Here is a 14474-nt window from a genome sequence, read left to right on the forward strand (position 1 = left end):
CTTTTGATGGTGGCCGGATCAGACCTAAGTCCTATCCACCAACGCAATGGTCCGAAGATGGTGGTGCCTTCTCGCGACGCAAGTTAACGTTGCATCAATACCAAAGCGGTTCGATCAGCCCCGCCGATAGCGGAGCCGCGAACCTCGAACGACATGGAGGCCTTCATGACCATTTCCAAAATAATCGGGCGAAGCTTCGTCGCACTGGCGATCGCCGTCGCGCCTCTCGCAGTCGCCGTCGTCGGTACACCGAACGTTGCCTTTGCGAAAGGCGGCAATGGCGGTGGAAACGGCGGCGGGGGAGGCGGAAACGGCGGGGGCCACGGCGGCGGGCATTCGAGCTCGGGCAAGTCGGGCAAGTCACAGACGAGCACGAAAGGCAGCAGTAGCCGGGGCACCTCGACGCAGAAGTCGGTCGTCACGCGCAAGAAATCCGGTGCGACGGTCAAGGCAGCGAAGGCGGTGAAAACGGAAAAGCTGGCCACGGCCAAGCTGAAGAGCACCGTTTCCGATACGGCGGGACTTAGTTCGCTGAACCGGAACTATCATGCCTATTTGAACTCCAGCGACCCTCGCATGGCAGCCATTTCCGCCTATGCGATTGCTTATGCCGAGTTCGAGGCTGAGAGCGGCCCCGACGCCATTCCGACGGATCCGGCCTTGAGCGATGAAGCACTCCGCGAAGCACTCGAGAGCTTCACGAAGGGCGAGGTCGTGACCGACGAGACCCTCGCCGAGGCCAAGGACATACTCGGCGTCGGACCGGCGGTCGGCAAAATCGACCAGATTCGCGAGACACTTCCGGAGCCGGAACTGGAACCGGAACCGACCGACCCCGAAACGGACACCGCTAACTGAACCTTAGTGCAGCTGGCAGCGGCGATGACCGACGCTGCCAGCCTTGAATCCGAATGGGGGCAGCTCAATCCATGAATTTGCAGAAATTCAACAATGTTGTTCGTGGTGTCACACAGGCGATGCAACATGGGCGGATCGGGTTTTCCCTGCAGCAAATAAACGCGGTCGACGATTCGAGCGAAGTTCTCTACTCGGAATGCCTGGGAAGGCTCGTGGAGCCTGACGGCACAATCAGGACCAGTGGTGAATTCATAGCCTTTCTCGAAGCATCGGGGCGCGCTCCGGCTTTTGACCGGCATGTCATTGATCTCGCATTCGACTGGTTGGCTCTTAATCCCGCAGGCGCATTGGGCTGCAACATCTCGGTCGAAAATATTGCCGACAAAGAAAGCTGGGCACTACTGTACGATCTGCTTTCCGAACACCGTGCGATGGCTCCGCGGCTGGTTCTCGAAATAACGGAAAGTCTGCCGGTTGCGACGCTCTCGGCCGCGGCCGACCTGCTTCAGGGCGTCCGCGAACTGGGCTATAAGGTCGCGATAGACGATTTCGGCACCGGCTATTCGACCCCCGAAACGCTTCTGGCCATGCCCGCGGACATCGTGAAGATCGACGGGTTTTTCGTGCAACGCCGCGGCCACGAAATGGAGCGGTTCCTTCGGCACATGGTCGGCTTGGCCTCCTGCGCCGCATCGACCGTCATCGTCGAAGGCATCGAGACATATGCCCAGTTCGAGGCTGCAAAAGCGGCTGGAGCGACACATGTCCAGGGCTTTCTCCTGTCCGAGCCAACCTTGCCGCCCGTCCATTGCGGACAGGTGAATTCCGCACAGCACGCGATCGCGTCCAAATGGATGATGTGAGCGGTAGTGCGGACTGAGCGGTTGTCCCCGCTCCCTGCCTGCGGACACACTCTTTCGCCATTGTCCAGGGCGCCGAACGGCCATTTTTCTGGCGTTCTTCGGCCCTTCTCGATTTCCGAACGTATTCGACCGGTGCGCCGAGCTTCCGCGACTGTCGGTGGCGCACGGATAGTAGAGACAGAAGCCGGCGAACGGAGGACAGAAGGGGCCGCATGCAGCGGCGCGAGTTCGCCGCGCACGATTTAGGGCCGGCACGTCTCCATCATCGCCAAAGGCATGCCTTCCCCGGCTCTTGCAATGCGGATCATCAGTCTCATGTCGTTAACCGGAAGATGGTGATGCCAGCGAGATCATCATCCGACCGACGGCGAGCCCGCACTGAACTTTGGTGCCCGACAATCCGCCCACAAGATCATTCTGGCGCGGTCGCGAGGGCCGCGCCATTTGTGGAATTCCCTGGAGATCAGCGACGATGCGGCGAGACTATAACTTCGCCTCACGGCAGGGTCGTCGGAATGTGAACACTCTGGCGCAGCCGCAAAGTCGCCTGTTATGGGCGCACGCCCGCATTGGCGGCATCGTGGAATGAAACGAGTTTGCGGCGTCTGTCGTCCCAAAGGACAAGCTTGACGCATTTCAAGCTCTCCCAAAGAGTGATGCGGCCGATGCCCGCGAGTTGTGGGTGGTCGCGCAGAACTTCCGGCAATCTGTAGTAAGGGATCCTGCTCGACAGGTGGTGGACGTGATGAATGCCGATATTGCCGGTCAACCAACGCAGCACCAGCGGCAGGTCATAGTGGGATGCGCCGTGAAGGGCTGCCTGGGGAAAGTGCCAATCCTCGCCGGCCGACCAGTGCGTTTCTTCAAACTGATGCTGGACATAGAAGAGCCAGATGCCGGCGGCGCCCGACAAAAGCACGATCGGCAGGTGGATCAAGAGGAAAGGCAGGAGACCGATCGTCCAAGCCATCAAGACGGCGCAGATCCCGATCGCAACGTTCGTCGCCATGGTGGAGATCCAAGGCAGCGCACCTCCGTTCATCATCCCGAACGGCACGCGTTGCTTGAAGAGAAAGAGCCAGGCCGGGCCGATGCCGAACATCACCAGCGGGTGCCGGTACAAGCGATAGCCCAGGCGCTTCATCGGAGAAAGTGCGCGGTATTCTGAGATCGTGAGCGTGGTGATATCGCCGACGCCCCGCTCGTCCAGATTGCCAGCCGAGGCATGATGAGCAGCGTGCGCCCGGCGCCAGTAATCGTACGGCGTCAGCGTAAGCACGCCGATGGCGCGTCCAGTCCAATCGTCGAGCCCGCGACGAGCAAAGAACGAGCCGTGGCCGCAATCGTGCTGGATCATGAAAAGCCGCACGAGGAAGGCTGCGGCAGGAATGATTGCGATCAGCCCGTACCAGAACCCGTGAGCGAGTGAAAAATAGGCGATGGCCCAGAAGCCGGCGAACGGAATGACGGTGACAAGAAGCTCGAAGATGCTGCGCCCGATGCGGGGCTGACGGTATTTAGCAAGAGCCTTCAACCATGCTCCCGCATTCTCTTCAACAAGTGAGGCCGGCGGATAGATATGTGCGTTCATTAAACTGGTCCGTATTCCTGGTCCTGCAAATTATCTGCCAGGCCCGTGGTTACCCCTGAGCCTCAGGGGCTATGGTTGAGCGTGTCAGGTTTGGCGAGCTTCGCATGCTGCGTAATGGCGATCTCGCTCGGCTTCAGCTCCGCCAGCAGTCGCTCGTATTCGGCGTTCGTCAACGCTTCGCCTTCGGTTCGACGGCCCCGCATGCAATCGCGGCCGGCAGGCCGCTCCTGCACGTCCGGAACAGCGAATTTAGCCAGAAGCCGACGCTTGGCATTTGCCGCAGCAGTACGGCGTTCGGCAGGGCCATTGTCGCTGGGCTGTCTCAATAGAATTCTCTCTCGTGGGTCACGAGCTTTCCAGTCGTCCGCGTTCTCGGGAAGGAGACGCGGATGTCGTGCCGGCAAATGGAGCCTCAGAACAGAAAAAGGCCAGACATCCGTCTAGCCTTCTCAAACTTCCTGCCGCCATGCCAGTACATCCGTGGTCATCGGCGGCCAAAAGCCTTAGGCAGCGCGGAGCTGGCCTGCGGACATTTTGCCCGACTTTTTGTCTCGCTCGAGCTCGAAGCCGAGCTTCTGGCCTTCTACGATCGAATTCAGTCCTGCGCGCTCGACAGCCGAGATGTGAACGAACACATCGGCACTGCCGTCGTCAGGCTGGATGAAGCCGAAACCTTTGGTGGAATTGAACCATTTAACTGTGCCAGTGGTCATAACGAACCCTTTCTTAGCAACATTGATCACCGCTGAGCGACGCGCAGCAGGTTTTTTCGACTTTTGAAAGAGGGAAGTTCGTCAAGAGGCGCGAGGCGCAGCAAAAACAAATATCGGCAAACAAAGTATCGATGTTTCCAAGTACAGGACATTGACGGCAGCGTCAACTTTTTGTTCTCGCATTCCTTACCGCTACCTATGGTGGTTCTTGGCGAACGAAGTCGCCCAATCACACTGCCGTTCTGATCGTTCTAATTCTCGGTTTGGCCATTCAAGCCGCGCCGCGTCAAGCTTGAGTCCTCAAAGGCCGGCTTCAGCTTTCGAACAGTCCATTTTTCTCGCCGTGCGCTAGGTGATTGCGTCTGGATCAGAAGCGAGCGCTTCCGCGTGCCCTGAAGACTCTTATCCAACGCTTGGTCCTACGGGCGTCTCTTCGATGTCGGTGCCTTTCCCCTTGCGAGAGGGCGAGCGGCGAGCGATCTTCGGGTGCGGCAACGTGATCGGTCGGGGTATTTCGTCCGACAGAGCTTCCCGAACCGCCTCAACGATCGCAGATACTGCGAAGTCCGCCTGCAACTCGTCGACGAGGACTTTTGCATCGGTTCGCCATTGACCATTCTCTTGCCAAAGCACAATGCCGACCCGGGTCGCAGGGGCGAGGCGTTTTAGACGGCGCACGATGAATTTGGCGTGTCGCAGGGAATCCTGGTCGAGGAAGCTCACGACAATGGCGTTGCGTCCTTCGAAGGCAAGAGTTCTGATCTTGCCCGGCTTGAGGTCTTCGTGGCTCGCGGGAGCGACCTCCGCACCCTGAATCCGGATGATCTGGGACAGCATGGAAGCCGACACATCATCAAGTTCACCGCGCCCTCCAATGCAAAGGACGGATTTCCCGTCGCCCAGCGGCAGATCATATTCGCCGGCCTGATCGTCGTCTTCCGCATTTTGCGCGCTGACATCCTCCTCCTCGCCTTCCTCCTCGCCCGCAATTTCCTCGAGATTGGCAACGAGCGTGCGCGCGCTCTCGGCAAGCTGTGCGACCTGCGCATCCGTCAACGCTCCCCGCGCCCGGTCACGCTCGGCAAGGAGCAGGGCCGGAATCGCGACGGTGTCATAGAACTCGACCAGATATTTCTCCTCGAGCATTTCCTCTGCATTGTCCGTTGCCTCATCCGGATCACCGGCAAGCAGACGCTGGTAGAGGCGCTCCTTCGGGTCTAGAACGGGCTCGTTCCCCAAAAGTATCTCCAGGAACTCGAACTGCGGGACATGGCGCCCGAGAACGACGAGACAAACGGTCAGCGGCGTCGACAACACCAATCCGACCGGACCCCAGAGCCAGGCCCAGAAAATCGCGGCAACGATGATCGCAAGCGGCGACAGGCCAGTGCGCGAACCATAGAGCCAAGGCTCGACAACATTGTTGCTGAGGAGCTCCAGGGCTATGAACAGGGCTGCCGTCCAAGCCAACAGGCTCCAGCCGGGGGTCGCCGCAAAAGCGAGGAACAGTGGCAGAGCGGCTGCAATGACCGGACCGATATAGGGAACGAAACGCAACACGATCGCGAGCATGCCCCACAGGATCGCGTTGGGTATGCCGAGCAACCAGAGACCGACGGCGAGCGGAATGCCGTAGGTAATGTTCACCACGAGCTGCATGAGCAGATATTGGCCGACCCGTGCGCCGGCATCCTGCAGGGCCTCGGTCGTGCGGTGCAGATCGCCGTAGCCGACCAGCCGGATGAAGCGATCGCGCACGTCCTCCCTTTCGAAAAGCATGAAAATGACGACCACAATGACGAGACCGGTTGTGGCCAACGGGCCGATCAGCGGATTTACGATGTTCCTCAGCATTTCGAGCGGGCGCTGTGGAGAAAATATCTCCACAAGAAGCGGTGTGCGCTCGGGTTCCGGTTCGGGCGAGACGCGGGTTTCGGGTCCGGGTCGGCTGATTTCCGTCCCGATCCGCTCCACGGCGCGACTGAGCCGGTCGAGGATCTGGTTCTCCGATCCCGCCTCTTTCAAGGTCCTGATCTTTTCGACGATGTTGTATTGATAGGTCGGCAGATTCTGCGCCACTTCGCTGACCTGCATGGCAACGACGATGCTGAAGGCGGACAGGAGCAGAAAGGCTGCAGTCACGCTGCCGATGACGGCAACTGAACGCGGGCAGCCGGCCCTGCGCAACTTCGAAATCACGGGCGCGAGCGCGAAAGTGAGTAGAATGGCAATAGCCAACGGCAGGAAAACCTCGCTGGCGAAATAGAGAACAGCCACCGCGGCAGCCGTTGCCGCGAGCGTCGGAAGCCTGGACGGCTGTGCTCTGGCCGGCGTCTGCATGAACGCGGCTCGCGGCGATGGACCTGCAGCTGCCCGACCCTGGTCGAGTCTCTGAGAAAACCTCAGCATCGTGCCTCCCACCCGTGATGCCTTAGGCCCGCCGCAGGAGCTCGGTCCACGCAGACCAGCCGGCTGTGAACGGTCCGGCACTCGTGGTCGCCAGGGCAAGGGCTGGGAAAATCAGCAGCGGGGCCGCGGCCGAACAGAATAGGACCACGGCGATGACCGTCGTCGTCGGCAGGAATGCCCGAGAGGGCGAGAAACGCCGAAATCGGTGAAATCATCAGAAAATGAGATCCCACTTGAGCACAGTCCTGCTTTTCTTGCGGAGGTATTGTTAAGCAAGTAGGGCAGTTTCCGGAGAAGCCCAGAGGCGGACGCGCTTGCGAGAGTCCGCGGCTCTTTCTCGGGCGATTTGCGGCCGATTTGTCACTTTTGAACGCGAAATGCGGCGGGTGCAGTATCGCGGCCGCCCGCACTCGCCATTGCCTGGCTTGGAAATCTATGCGACAAAATGCCTCGCGCCGTGCTGGGGAGAGCATGGCTGCATGGGAGCAGAGAGATTTCAGTGATGTTCAGAGTCGGTTGAGGCTGCTCCCTTAGCTAGGAAGTATTTAGGGAGGAAGCCATGCCGCGGACCGCTTTGTCCGTCCCTTCGCTTTCGATAAAATCGGCCCTGGTGATCGATGATCATCCGCTCTATTGCGACGCTCTGGCCGCAACGATGGAAAGCACCTTCAACACGCGCCGAATTCGAACAGCGACTTCGCTGGGTGAAGCGTTGCAGCAATTGCGGATGCGGTTTTCACCCGACCTGATCATGCTCGATTTGAACCTGCCCGATGCGTCGGGACTGAGCGGTTTTCTTAAGATCAAGGAAAAGACGCCTGATATCCCGGTGATCGTGATCTCGGCGATCACGTCCAAAGGTGTCGTCCAGTCGGTCATTGCTGCCGGTGCGGCGGGTTTCATTCCCAAGGATATCGGCCGTCAGAATTTCCAGGAGGCGATGCAGGACATCTGGAACGGGAAGACGTATTTGCCACCCGGCTACGCGATGCCGGCCCGCACCCCCGCCACGGATGGGTCGGTGGAAACGATTTCGCGCAAGATCGCCCATTTGTCGCAGCAGCAAACGCGCATTCTGGGGCTGATTTGCGAAGGGATGCCGAACAAGCTGATCGCCTACGAGATGCAGCTGGCCGAGGCGACCGTCAAAGCGCATATCACCGCGCTTCTGCGGCGGCTCGGCGTTCATAATCGCACCCAGGCGGCAATGCTGGTGCGCGAAGTCTCGATCCGCCATAGCCTGCAGTAAGGTGCCGCACGAGGCAGCGGGCTTGGAAGGGGAGGATGACGGCGCATGACAGCTGTCGACGATCTTGATCGCAAACCTGCGGAGGCGGTGCGGATCGCCATATCGCGTGCCGATGATGCGGCCGTTGCCCTGGCCGAGATCAGGCAGCAACTCGCCACGGCAAGACCAAGCTTCGTCCTTCTGTTCTTGCCGAGCAGGCTGCAGCCGGACGAGCTTGCCAATGCCCTTCGAAAGTCGTTACCGAACACTGTTGTCTTCGGCTGTACGACGGCCGGCCAGATCACCTCTCGGGGGTATGAAGACAGCGCCTTGCTCGCGATCGCATTCGAGCGGCGTCACTTTCGGGTGGCCTCCACCCTGTTCAAACCAATCTCGCCGGTTTCGATTGCCGATGTCGTGTCGCAGACCGAGCGGCTCGTCTCGCAGTTTCGCGCAACGCCGGGCCGAAAGCGGCTTGCCCTGATTTTTGCCGACGGATTGTCCAAACAGGAGGATATCCTGGTCGCAGCCCTGGAGACCGGGCTGAAGGACATTCCCGTGTTTGGCGGGTCGGCGGGCGACGGGTTGCGGTTCGAGCGCACGCAGGTGCTGCACAATGGAGAGTTCCACAGCAATGCCGCGCTTCTTCTTCTGCTGGAAACCGATCTGACCTTTAGCGGTCTGGGCTTCGACCATTTCCAGCCCACGGAAGAGCGCATGGTGGTCACCCGCGCCGTCCCGGAAGAGCGGCTCGTTCTGGAGATAAACGGCTCACCGGCAGCGCAGGAATATGCTCGCCTCGTCAAGGTGCCGGTTGCCGAGTTGTCGCCGGCGATTTTCGCCGAGAACCCCGTTCTGGTGCGCAATCGGAATCTCTATCATGTGCGGGCGATCCAGCAGATCCAGGGCGAACATGGCCTCACTTTCCTTTCGGCGATCGACGATGGTCTGCTGTTGACGCTCGGTCGCGGCAAGGAAATCATCCGCACCCTCGATACCGGACTTGCCGTCAGCGACAAGGACGGTAAGGCGCCGGATTTCATCCTGGGTTTCGACTGCTACCTGCGCAAGCTCGAGATCGAGCGCAAGGGCCTGGACGGGGAGGCGTCGGAGCATTTCCGCCAACGCCGGGTCGTCGGCTTCAGCACCTATGGCGAACAGCATCTTGGCGTACATGTGAACCAGACCTTTGTCGGCGTCGCCTTTTTCCGGCCAGAGGGGGGCGCGCCGCTGTGATCAATCCCGACGAACCATACGAGATCCAGATCGCCAAGCAGGCCAAGATCATTGAGGCCCTGATCAACCGGGCCGAGCGCGGTCATGAAGTCGGCAGCTCCGCCTATTCGCTCTTCGAATCGGCCATCGCCCTGCAGGCCGAGGTCTGGGAGAAGACCAAGGATCTCGAAAAGGCCCTCGACACGCTCGGCAAGGCGTCGAGCGAGCTGGAGATCGCCTATCAGGCGCAGGAGCGCATCCAGAGAAACCTTGCCGATGCCATGGTGGCCATGGAAGGTGGCTTCGCACTCTTCTCCGAAGAGCGGTTGCAGGTCTGCAACGCCCAGTTCCGCCACTTGCTTCCCGACATCGAGCCGCTGATCAAGCCGGGCCTGGGTTTTGACGATTATCTCGCAGCCGTCAGCGCCAGCAAGTATCTGAACCGAAGCGACAGCGGAGGTATCGGCCGCCCGCAACCGATGGCGAAGGAGCAGAGGCCCGGTCAGCGCTTTTCGTCCTTCGTGATGGTGCTCAGGAACGACCGCTGGTTCCAGATTTCCTACCGGCAGACCAGTTCCGGCAACATCGCCGTCTTGCAGACCGAAATCACCGACATCGTGCGGGAGAACCGACGCGAGAAGAACCGGCTGATCGACCAGCAGGCCCATTTCCTGCAGGCCGCTTTCGATCACATGTCGCTCGGCATCTGTACCTTTTCGTCGCGCGGCGAATTGCTGGTTCGCAACGAACGCTTCGGCGAGCTTCTCGGCGTGCCGCTTTTGCTTCTGAAGAAGGGGAGTCGCTTCCAGCGTATTGTCGAACATGTCGAGCGCCATGAGATTCTCGACCGCAAAGGCCGCCACTCCCAATTTGCCGGCTGGTTCAAGGCCATGCGCCGCGGCGAGTCGGTGCAGGAGCGGTTCAGGCGGAGCGATGGGATGATCCTCGACGTTCGCATCCGTTCGTTGCCTGACGACGGGTTCATCGTATCGATCATGGACGTGACGATGGAGACCCAAGCAGCCGCGCTTCTGGAGCAACGGGTCCAGGAGCGGACAGCCGAACTGATCGAGGCCAATCGCCTGCTCAAGATTCACGCCGATGAGCAAACCAAGATCGAAGGCGCGCTTCGGCAGGCCAAGGAGGCGGCCGAAGCGGCCCACACGTCCAAGACCCGCTTTCTGGCGGCAGCCAGCCATGACCTTCTTCAGCCGATCAACGCCGCGAAGCTCTATCTCTCGATGTTGACGGAGACGGCGGGACAACCGGGCGCGAAGGACGTGGTCAGTCGGCTCAATCGGTCCTTCACCTCGATCGAATCGCTTCTGCAGGCGCTTCTCGATATTTCGCGCCTCGACAGTTCGGGGGCCGAGTTCAACATCACGTCATTCGATCTCGGAAGCCTGCTGCAGGGCCTGGCCGAGGATCTGGCACCCTTGGCGACAGAGAAGGGGATAGGTCTCCGGATCGTCCCTTCGACGCGCTGGGTGACCAGCGATCAGCGCTACCTGATGCGCTGCATCCAGAACCTGGTGGTCAACGCTATCCAGTACACAGAGCGTGGCCGTGTGCTGGTTGGTTGCCGCCCGCGCGGCGATCGGCTGCGGATCGAAGTGTGGGATACCGGTATCGGCATCTCGGAGGAGGACCAGACGCGGATCTTCAACGAATTCACGCGAGCGAGCGGTGCGGAAAGGGGCACCGGCATGGGACTTGGCTTGTCGATCGTCGAGCGCGCCTGCCGGCATCTCGATCATCCCGTTCGACTGGTGTCGCAGCCCGGCCGTGGCTCCGTCTTTTCGATCACGGTGCCGCTAGCCGCGCCTGGCCGTGCCAGCGCCTGCGAAAATCCCATGATCGAGCCGATGCTCGATGGCAGTCTCGATCTCATCGTCATGGTTGTCGAGAACGATGCCGACGAGCTTCACGCGATGACGCAAATATTGGAGAGCTGGGGGGCGAGCGTTCTGGCGGCCGGCTCGACCGCCGATGCGGCGGCGCTGATGCAGGAAATCGGCACGGCGCCCGACATTCTGCTGGCCGATTATCAGCTGGACGACGGCGACAATGGCGTCGAAACGATCCGTACGCTGCGCGCGCTGGCCGGAGTCGAAATCCCTGCGGTCATCGTGTCGGCCAACCGGCAGCGGGAACTGCTGCGGCTCGGCAATGAAATGTCGTTCGCCGTTCTCGCCAAGCCGGTGCAACTGGTGCGGCTGCGGGCACTGATCGACTGGAAGACCCGGGCGCGCGTGGCGTGAACACAGACAAAGGTCTCCGGTGACATTGCCGCAGCCACTGCTAGGCTTGTGGCCAACAAACGGGAGCCTGAAAACGGGCCCCAACACGGGAGGCCCGCGATGCGTGTTCTGCTTCTGCTTTCTCTGTTCCTGCTCGGGCTCGGCCATGGGCCGCTGACGGCTGCCGAAACTTACGAGCTTCTCTTCCGGTCGACGGCACTGAAGGGCCTCGAGGCGGTACCGGGCGGTAGCGAAGGCGGCCAGCGCACTCTCGTCTACGACAGGGTCATATCTGGTGTCGGCGAAGGGCCGGCAGCCGGCAGCTTCAGCATCGGTCTGAAGATTAAGCCCGACGACAAGGTCGCCCTGACGCTCCATCAGGGCACACGGTCCCGCGGGCTTGGCAATTATCCGGCCTCGGTCGGCAACCCCGTGATCATGTATTTCCTCGAAAGCGTGCTTGCCGACATCGCCGCTCAATCGGGCGGCAGCCCATTCTATATGCGTAACCGGATCAAGGAGGCCCTGCTGCGGGATGCGCAAATCGTGCCCAAATCACTGCACTTTCAGAGCCGTGAAATCGCTGCGCGGGAAGTGACGATCCGGCCGTTCGTCAATGACAAGGCGCGCGAGCGGATGGGCCGGTTTTCCGAACTGGCGCTTGCCGTCACTGTGTCGGAAGACATGCCTGGCTGGTACTATTCGCTCGTTGCGACCGTTCCGGCGCCCGCTGGCGGGACAGCCGCCGGCTATTCAAATGCAATAACCCTGAAAGCGAGCGAGGAGGGCCGGCCATGATGCGGACTGTCATGACGGCGCTGGCCATCGCTGCGGCGGCCGTGCCGGCAAGCGGGCAGAGCATGTCGGAGCGCCTGAACGATTATCCGACGGAAGCGCGGGCCGACTATGTGTTCGGTTGCATGGCGGTCAACGGCCAGAGCCGGACGGTGTTGAGCCAGTGTGCCTGCTCGATCGATGTGGTCGCTTCCATCCTGCCCTATGAAAAATATGTCGAAGCCGAAGCGGTGCTGTCGCTCCAGCAGGTGGGCGGCGAACAGGTGGCCATGTTCAAGTCGGCGGTCGCACCCCGCACGATGGTGGCCGACCTGAGACGCGCCCAGGCGGAGGCGGAGATGCTGTGCTTCTAGGGGAATGCCACGAAAAGCGCGTAGGTCTTCCGTCCGGAATTGCGTTGTTTCGAGGCGTTCAGGCGGGCGGCGTCTTCGGCAAAACGCGGTCGAAGACATTACCATCCGTATCGACCGCATGGACGGTGATGTCCGGTGCGCCATTGTCGGTATAGCTGAAGCGAAACACCGGATTTTCGCTCACCGAAATCCCGCCGTTGACCGCAAACAGCAGGTCGTCGCCCTGCTTCACCTCAAGCTGGGCGATGAAATTCGCACCGATGAACAATTGGGTTATCTGGTCGCGCTGAAGGCCGGAATAGTTCGGATGGCGGATCATGATCTGCGCCTCACGGCGATTGTTCGGTGAAGATTCCTTGCGATCGAAAAGCTTCAGCCGCATCTCTCCCATACCGTTGAGGGCCGCGACCGGATCCTTCGTTGCTGGCGCCGAGCAGCCACCGGAGGCTTTGACGAAACGGCCGGTCATGAAGGTTCCTTTCGGCGTCTCGGCAATGGCGCGGATGTTGGAATACTGATTAACACGGACGCGGGTTTCGAATTTGAGTGGCGCCATGGACGGGCCGAAGCGAATTTCCGCCGCCACCGGCGCGGGGTTCTCATCGATCACCAGTTTGATGGAATCGATCGACTCGGCGGCCGGTTCCCTTTGCTCGATGGTGACGGGCACCGTTGCGGCGTCGTTGGCACGATAGGGGGCCGTGACGGAGAACAGGGCGGCGCCGTCGAGAAGAGCCGTCTTGCCGACGATATCGTCCTTAAGTTCGTTCCAGGTGGGGCCTTCAACAAGCGGATTGTCGGGTGCCGCCTGCTGGGCGGATGCAACGCTTGCCGTCAGCATGACGGAAAAAGCCGTGAGCATGAGCTTCATGGTTCAAGGTCCTCTTTTCACGGACAGGCACGACGCCGCGTCGGACACTCGTCAGCATAGGACGAAATGCCAACGATCATAACCGAGCCTTTCGGATGTGTTGCGGACCAATGCACGCCACCCAAAAGTGTGTAGCGGTTTTCCGACAACGACATGCGCAAAAACAAAGATGTAAAGCGCATTGCGTGAATTCGCTTGAACGCGACGCGTTTAACCGCCGGAAGCAGACATTTGAGATCGCTGGCAACGGGAGGTTGGACAGTGTTCGAAGCGTTGGTGACAATGTGCATGCTTGCGGCCGCCGCCCCTGAAGCACCGCTGCCAGATGAGACCTGCCGGGCCGCACTGCTGCCCGGCTTCGCGGCGGAGACCAAAGCTGCCTGCGAGCGTGCATCGCGAAGAGTTCCGCGCCAGCCGGTCGCAGGCGCCAAGGAGGAGGGCTTGCCATTCTGTGCGCCGAGGCCTGCCTCGGTCCTCACCTTCAGCGAGGTGGCCTCGGGCGTCTTCGTGCATCGCGGCGCGGTGGCGGAGCCGGACCCGGCCAATGTCGGCGACGTTTCCAACATTGCCTTCATTGTCGGATCGCGCAGCATCGCCGTGATCGATGCCGGCGGCTCGCGCAAGGTGGGCGAGGAGGTCTATCTGGCAATCCGCGAACGAAGCGCCCTGCCGATTACCCACCTGATCCTCACGCATATGCATCCGGATCACGTTTTCGGCGCCGAGCCGCTTCAAGAGGCCGGGGCGACGATCCTCGGCCAAGCCAACCTGCCGCGGGCGCTTGCCGATCGTGCCGAAACGTACCGGGCAAATTTTGCCCGGCTGATCGGCGGGCCGGCGTTTCTCGGTACCAGGGCACCCGTGCCCGATCGTGTGATCGCAAAACAGGAAGTGGTCGACCTGGGCGACAGGCTGCTGGAGCTGCGCGCGTGGCCGTCAGCCCATACGGCCACCGATCTGACGGTCTTCGACCGGACCTCCGGTATCCTCTTCGCCGGCGATCTGCTGTTCGACACGCATACGCCCGCTCTCGACGGCACGCTGCGCGGCTGGCTTGCCGTGCTTTCGCAGATGAAGGGGCTTCCTGCACGCGGGGTCGTGCCCGGTCATGGCGGGCCGCTCCTCGACTGGCCGCAGGCGGCTGAGCCGCTCGAGCGTTACCTCGGCGTGCTGGAGGCCGATACGAAGAGGGCGCTTGAGGATGGACTGGGGCTCGGGCTGGCGAGCGAGGCAATAGGCCGGAGCGAAGCGGGCCGATGGCATCTGTTCGATCTCTTCAACCCGCGCAATGCGACGGCGGCCTACACGGAGTTGGAGTGGGACCCGTAGCGGTATGGG

At 60.9% G+C, this 14474-nt stretch carries 13 protein-coding genes; 8 read left to right on the forward strand and 5 right to left on the reverse strand.

All coding sequences use genetic code 11. From position 1 onward, the window contains the following. The first annotated feature begins 165 nt into the window (after positions 1-165). Complete coding sequence (locus ILFOPFJJ_RS31245) at positions 166-858, forward strand: hypothetical protein (RefSeq protein WP_173514357.1); 693 nt, start codon at positions 166-168, stop codon at positions 856-858. Between the two features lie 71 nt (positions 859-929). Further along, the gene (locus ILFOPFJJ_RS31250; protein WP_173514358.1) at positions 930-1721 is read left to right on the forward strand and encodes an EAL domain-containing protein; all 792 of its coding nucleotides are present in this window, start codon (positions 930-932) and stop codon (positions 1719-1721) included. A gap of 550 nt (positions 1722-2271) precedes the next feature. On the opposite strand, the gene ILFOPFJJ_RS31255 is transcribed toward ILFOPFJJ_RS31250, so the two are convergent. The 4 genes from ILFOPFJJ_RS31255 to ILFOPFJJ_RS31270 form a co-directional block, all read right to left on the reverse strand. Then, positions 2272-3312 (reverse strand): fatty acid desaturase, encoded by a 1041-nt coding sequence (locus ILFOPFJJ_RS31255; protein ID WP_173514359.1) that lies wholly within the window; start codon positions 3310-3312, stop codon positions 2272-2274. A gap of 62 nt (positions 3313-3374) precedes the next feature. Beyond that, entirely contained in the window at positions 3375-3638 is a 264-nt protein-coding gene (locus ILFOPFJJ_RS31260; RefSeq protein ID WP_246299940.1) for a hypothetical protein, read from the reverse strand. Positions 3639-3815: 177 nt separating this feature from the next. Further along, a complete protein-coding gene (locus ILFOPFJJ_RS31265) occupies positions 3816-4025 on the reverse strand; it encodes a cold-shock protein (RefSeq protein ID WP_173514360.1) in 210 nt (69 codons plus the stop codon). Between the two features lie 402 nt (positions 4026-4427). Next, positions 4428-6434, reverse strand: coding sequence for an AI-2E family transporter (locus ILFOPFJJ_RS31270; RefSeq protein ID WP_173514361.1), 2007 nt, complete (start codon positions 6432-6434; stop codon positions 4428-4430). Positions 6435-6993: 559 nt separating this feature from the next. Here ILFOPFJJ_RS31270 and ILFOPFJJ_RS31275 point away from each other — a divergent pair. The 5 genes from ILFOPFJJ_RS31275 (at position 6994) to ILFOPFJJ_RS31295 (ending at position 12265) form a co-directional block, all read left to right on the forward strand. After that, entirely contained in the window at positions 6994-7683 is a 690-nt protein-coding gene (locus ILFOPFJJ_RS31275) for a response regulator (protein ID WP_173514362.1), read from the forward strand. Between the two features lie 45 nt (positions 7684-7728). Further along, the gene (locus ILFOPFJJ_RS31280; RefSeq protein ID WP_173514363.1) at positions 7729-8898 is read left to right on the forward strand and encodes an FIST signal transduction protein; all 1170 of its coding nucleotides are present in this window, start codon (positions 7729-7731) and stop codon (positions 8896-8898) included. Beyond that, on the forward strand, positions 8895-11138 hold the full coding sequence (locus ILFOPFJJ_RS31285) for a hybrid sensor histidine kinase/response regulator (protein ID WP_173514364.1): 2244 nt from the start codon (positions 8895-8897) through the stop codon (positions 11136-11138). The genes ILFOPFJJ_RS31280 and ILFOPFJJ_RS31285 overlap by 4 nt, the downstream gene beginning before the upstream one ends. A 99-nt stretch (positions 11139-11237) precedes the next feature. Beyond that, on the forward strand, positions 11238-11915 hold the full coding sequence (locus tag ILFOPFJJ_RS31290; RefSeq protein WP_173514365.1) for a hypothetical protein: 678 nt from the start codon (positions 11238-11240) through the stop codon (positions 11913-11915). Then, positions 11912-12265 (forward strand): hypothetical protein, encoded by a 354-nt coding sequence (locus ILFOPFJJ_RS31295; protein WP_173514366.1) that lies wholly within the window; start codon positions 11912-11914, stop codon positions 12263-12265. Before ILFOPFJJ_RS31290 ends, ILFOPFJJ_RS31295 begins: the two co-directional genes overlap by 4 nt. A 58-nt stretch (positions 12266-12323) precedes the next feature. Here ILFOPFJJ_RS31295 and ILFOPFJJ_RS31300 read toward each other — a convergent pair whose 3' ends face one another. Beyond that, positions 12324-13136, reverse strand: a complete 813-nt coding sequence (locus ILFOPFJJ_RS31300; RefSeq protein ID WP_173514367.1) for a quinoprotein dehydrogenase-associated SoxYZ-like carrier — start codon at positions 13134-13136, stop codon at positions 12324-12326. A 261-nt stretch (positions 13137-13397) separates the two neighbouring features. On the opposite strand from ILFOPFJJ_RS31300, the gene ILFOPFJJ_RS31305 reads away from it, so the two are divergent. Next, positions 13398-14465, forward strand: coding sequence for a quinoprotein relay system zinc metallohydrolase 2 (locus ILFOPFJJ_RS31305; RefSeq protein WP_173514368.1), 1068 nt, complete (start codon positions 13398-13400; stop codon positions 14463-14465). Positions 14466-14474: the final 9 nt, after the last annotated feature.

Source organism: Sinorhizobium psoraleae, from assembly GCF_013283645.1.
GTDB classification, from domain to species: Bacteria; Pseudomonadota; Alphaproteobacteria; order Rhizobiales; family Rhizobiaceae; genus Sinorhizobium; species Sinorhizobium psoraleae.

What these genes read in the sequence shown, in the direction of transcription:
- ILFOPFJJ_RS31290 (WP_173514365.1), top strand. Translation starts at nt 11,238, where the DNA reads ATGCGTGTTCTGCTTCTGCTTTCTCTGTTCCTGCTCGGGCTCGGCCAT.
- ILFOPFJJ_RS31300 (WP_173514367.1), bottom strand. Translation starts at nt 13,136, where the DNA reads ATGAAGCTCATGCTCACGGCTTTTTCCGTCATGCTGACGGCAAGCGTT.
- ILFOPFJJ_RS31255 (WP_173514359.1), bottom strand. Translation starts at nt 3,312, where the DNA reads ATGAACGCACATATCTATCCGCCGGCCTCACTTGTTGAAGAGAATGCG.
- ILFOPFJJ_RS31280 (WP_173514363.1), top strand. Translation starts at nt 7,729, where the DNA reads ATGACAGCTGTCGACGATCTTGATCGCAAACCTGCGGAGGCGGTGCGG.
- ILFOPFJJ_RS31270 (WP_173514361.1), bottom strand. Translation starts at nt 6,434, where the DNA reads ATGCTGAGGTTTTCTCAGAGACTCGACCAGGGTCGGGCAGCTGCAGGT.
- ILFOPFJJ_RS31275 (WP_173514362.1), top strand. Translation starts at nt 6,994, where the DNA reads ATGCCGCGGACCGCTTTGTCCGTCCCTTCGCTTTCGATAAAATCGGCC.
- ILFOPFJJ_RS31295 (WP_173514366.1), top strand. Translation starts at nt 11,912, where the DNA reads ATGATGCGGACTGTCATGACGGCGCTGGCCATCGCTGCGGCGGCCGTG.
- ILFOPFJJ_RS31245 (WP_173514357.1), top strand. Translation starts at nt 166, where the DNA reads ATGACCATTTCCAAAATAATCGGGCGAAGCTTCGTCGCACTGGCGATC.
- ILFOPFJJ_RS31250 (WP_173514358.1), top strand. Translation starts at nt 930, where the DNA reads ATGAATTTGCAGAAATTCAACAATGTTGTTCGTGGTGTCACACAGGCG.
- ILFOPFJJ_RS31265 (WP_173514360.1), bottom strand. Translation starts at nt 4,025, where the DNA reads ATGACCACTGGCACAGTTAAATGGTTCAATTCCACCAAAGGTTTCGGC.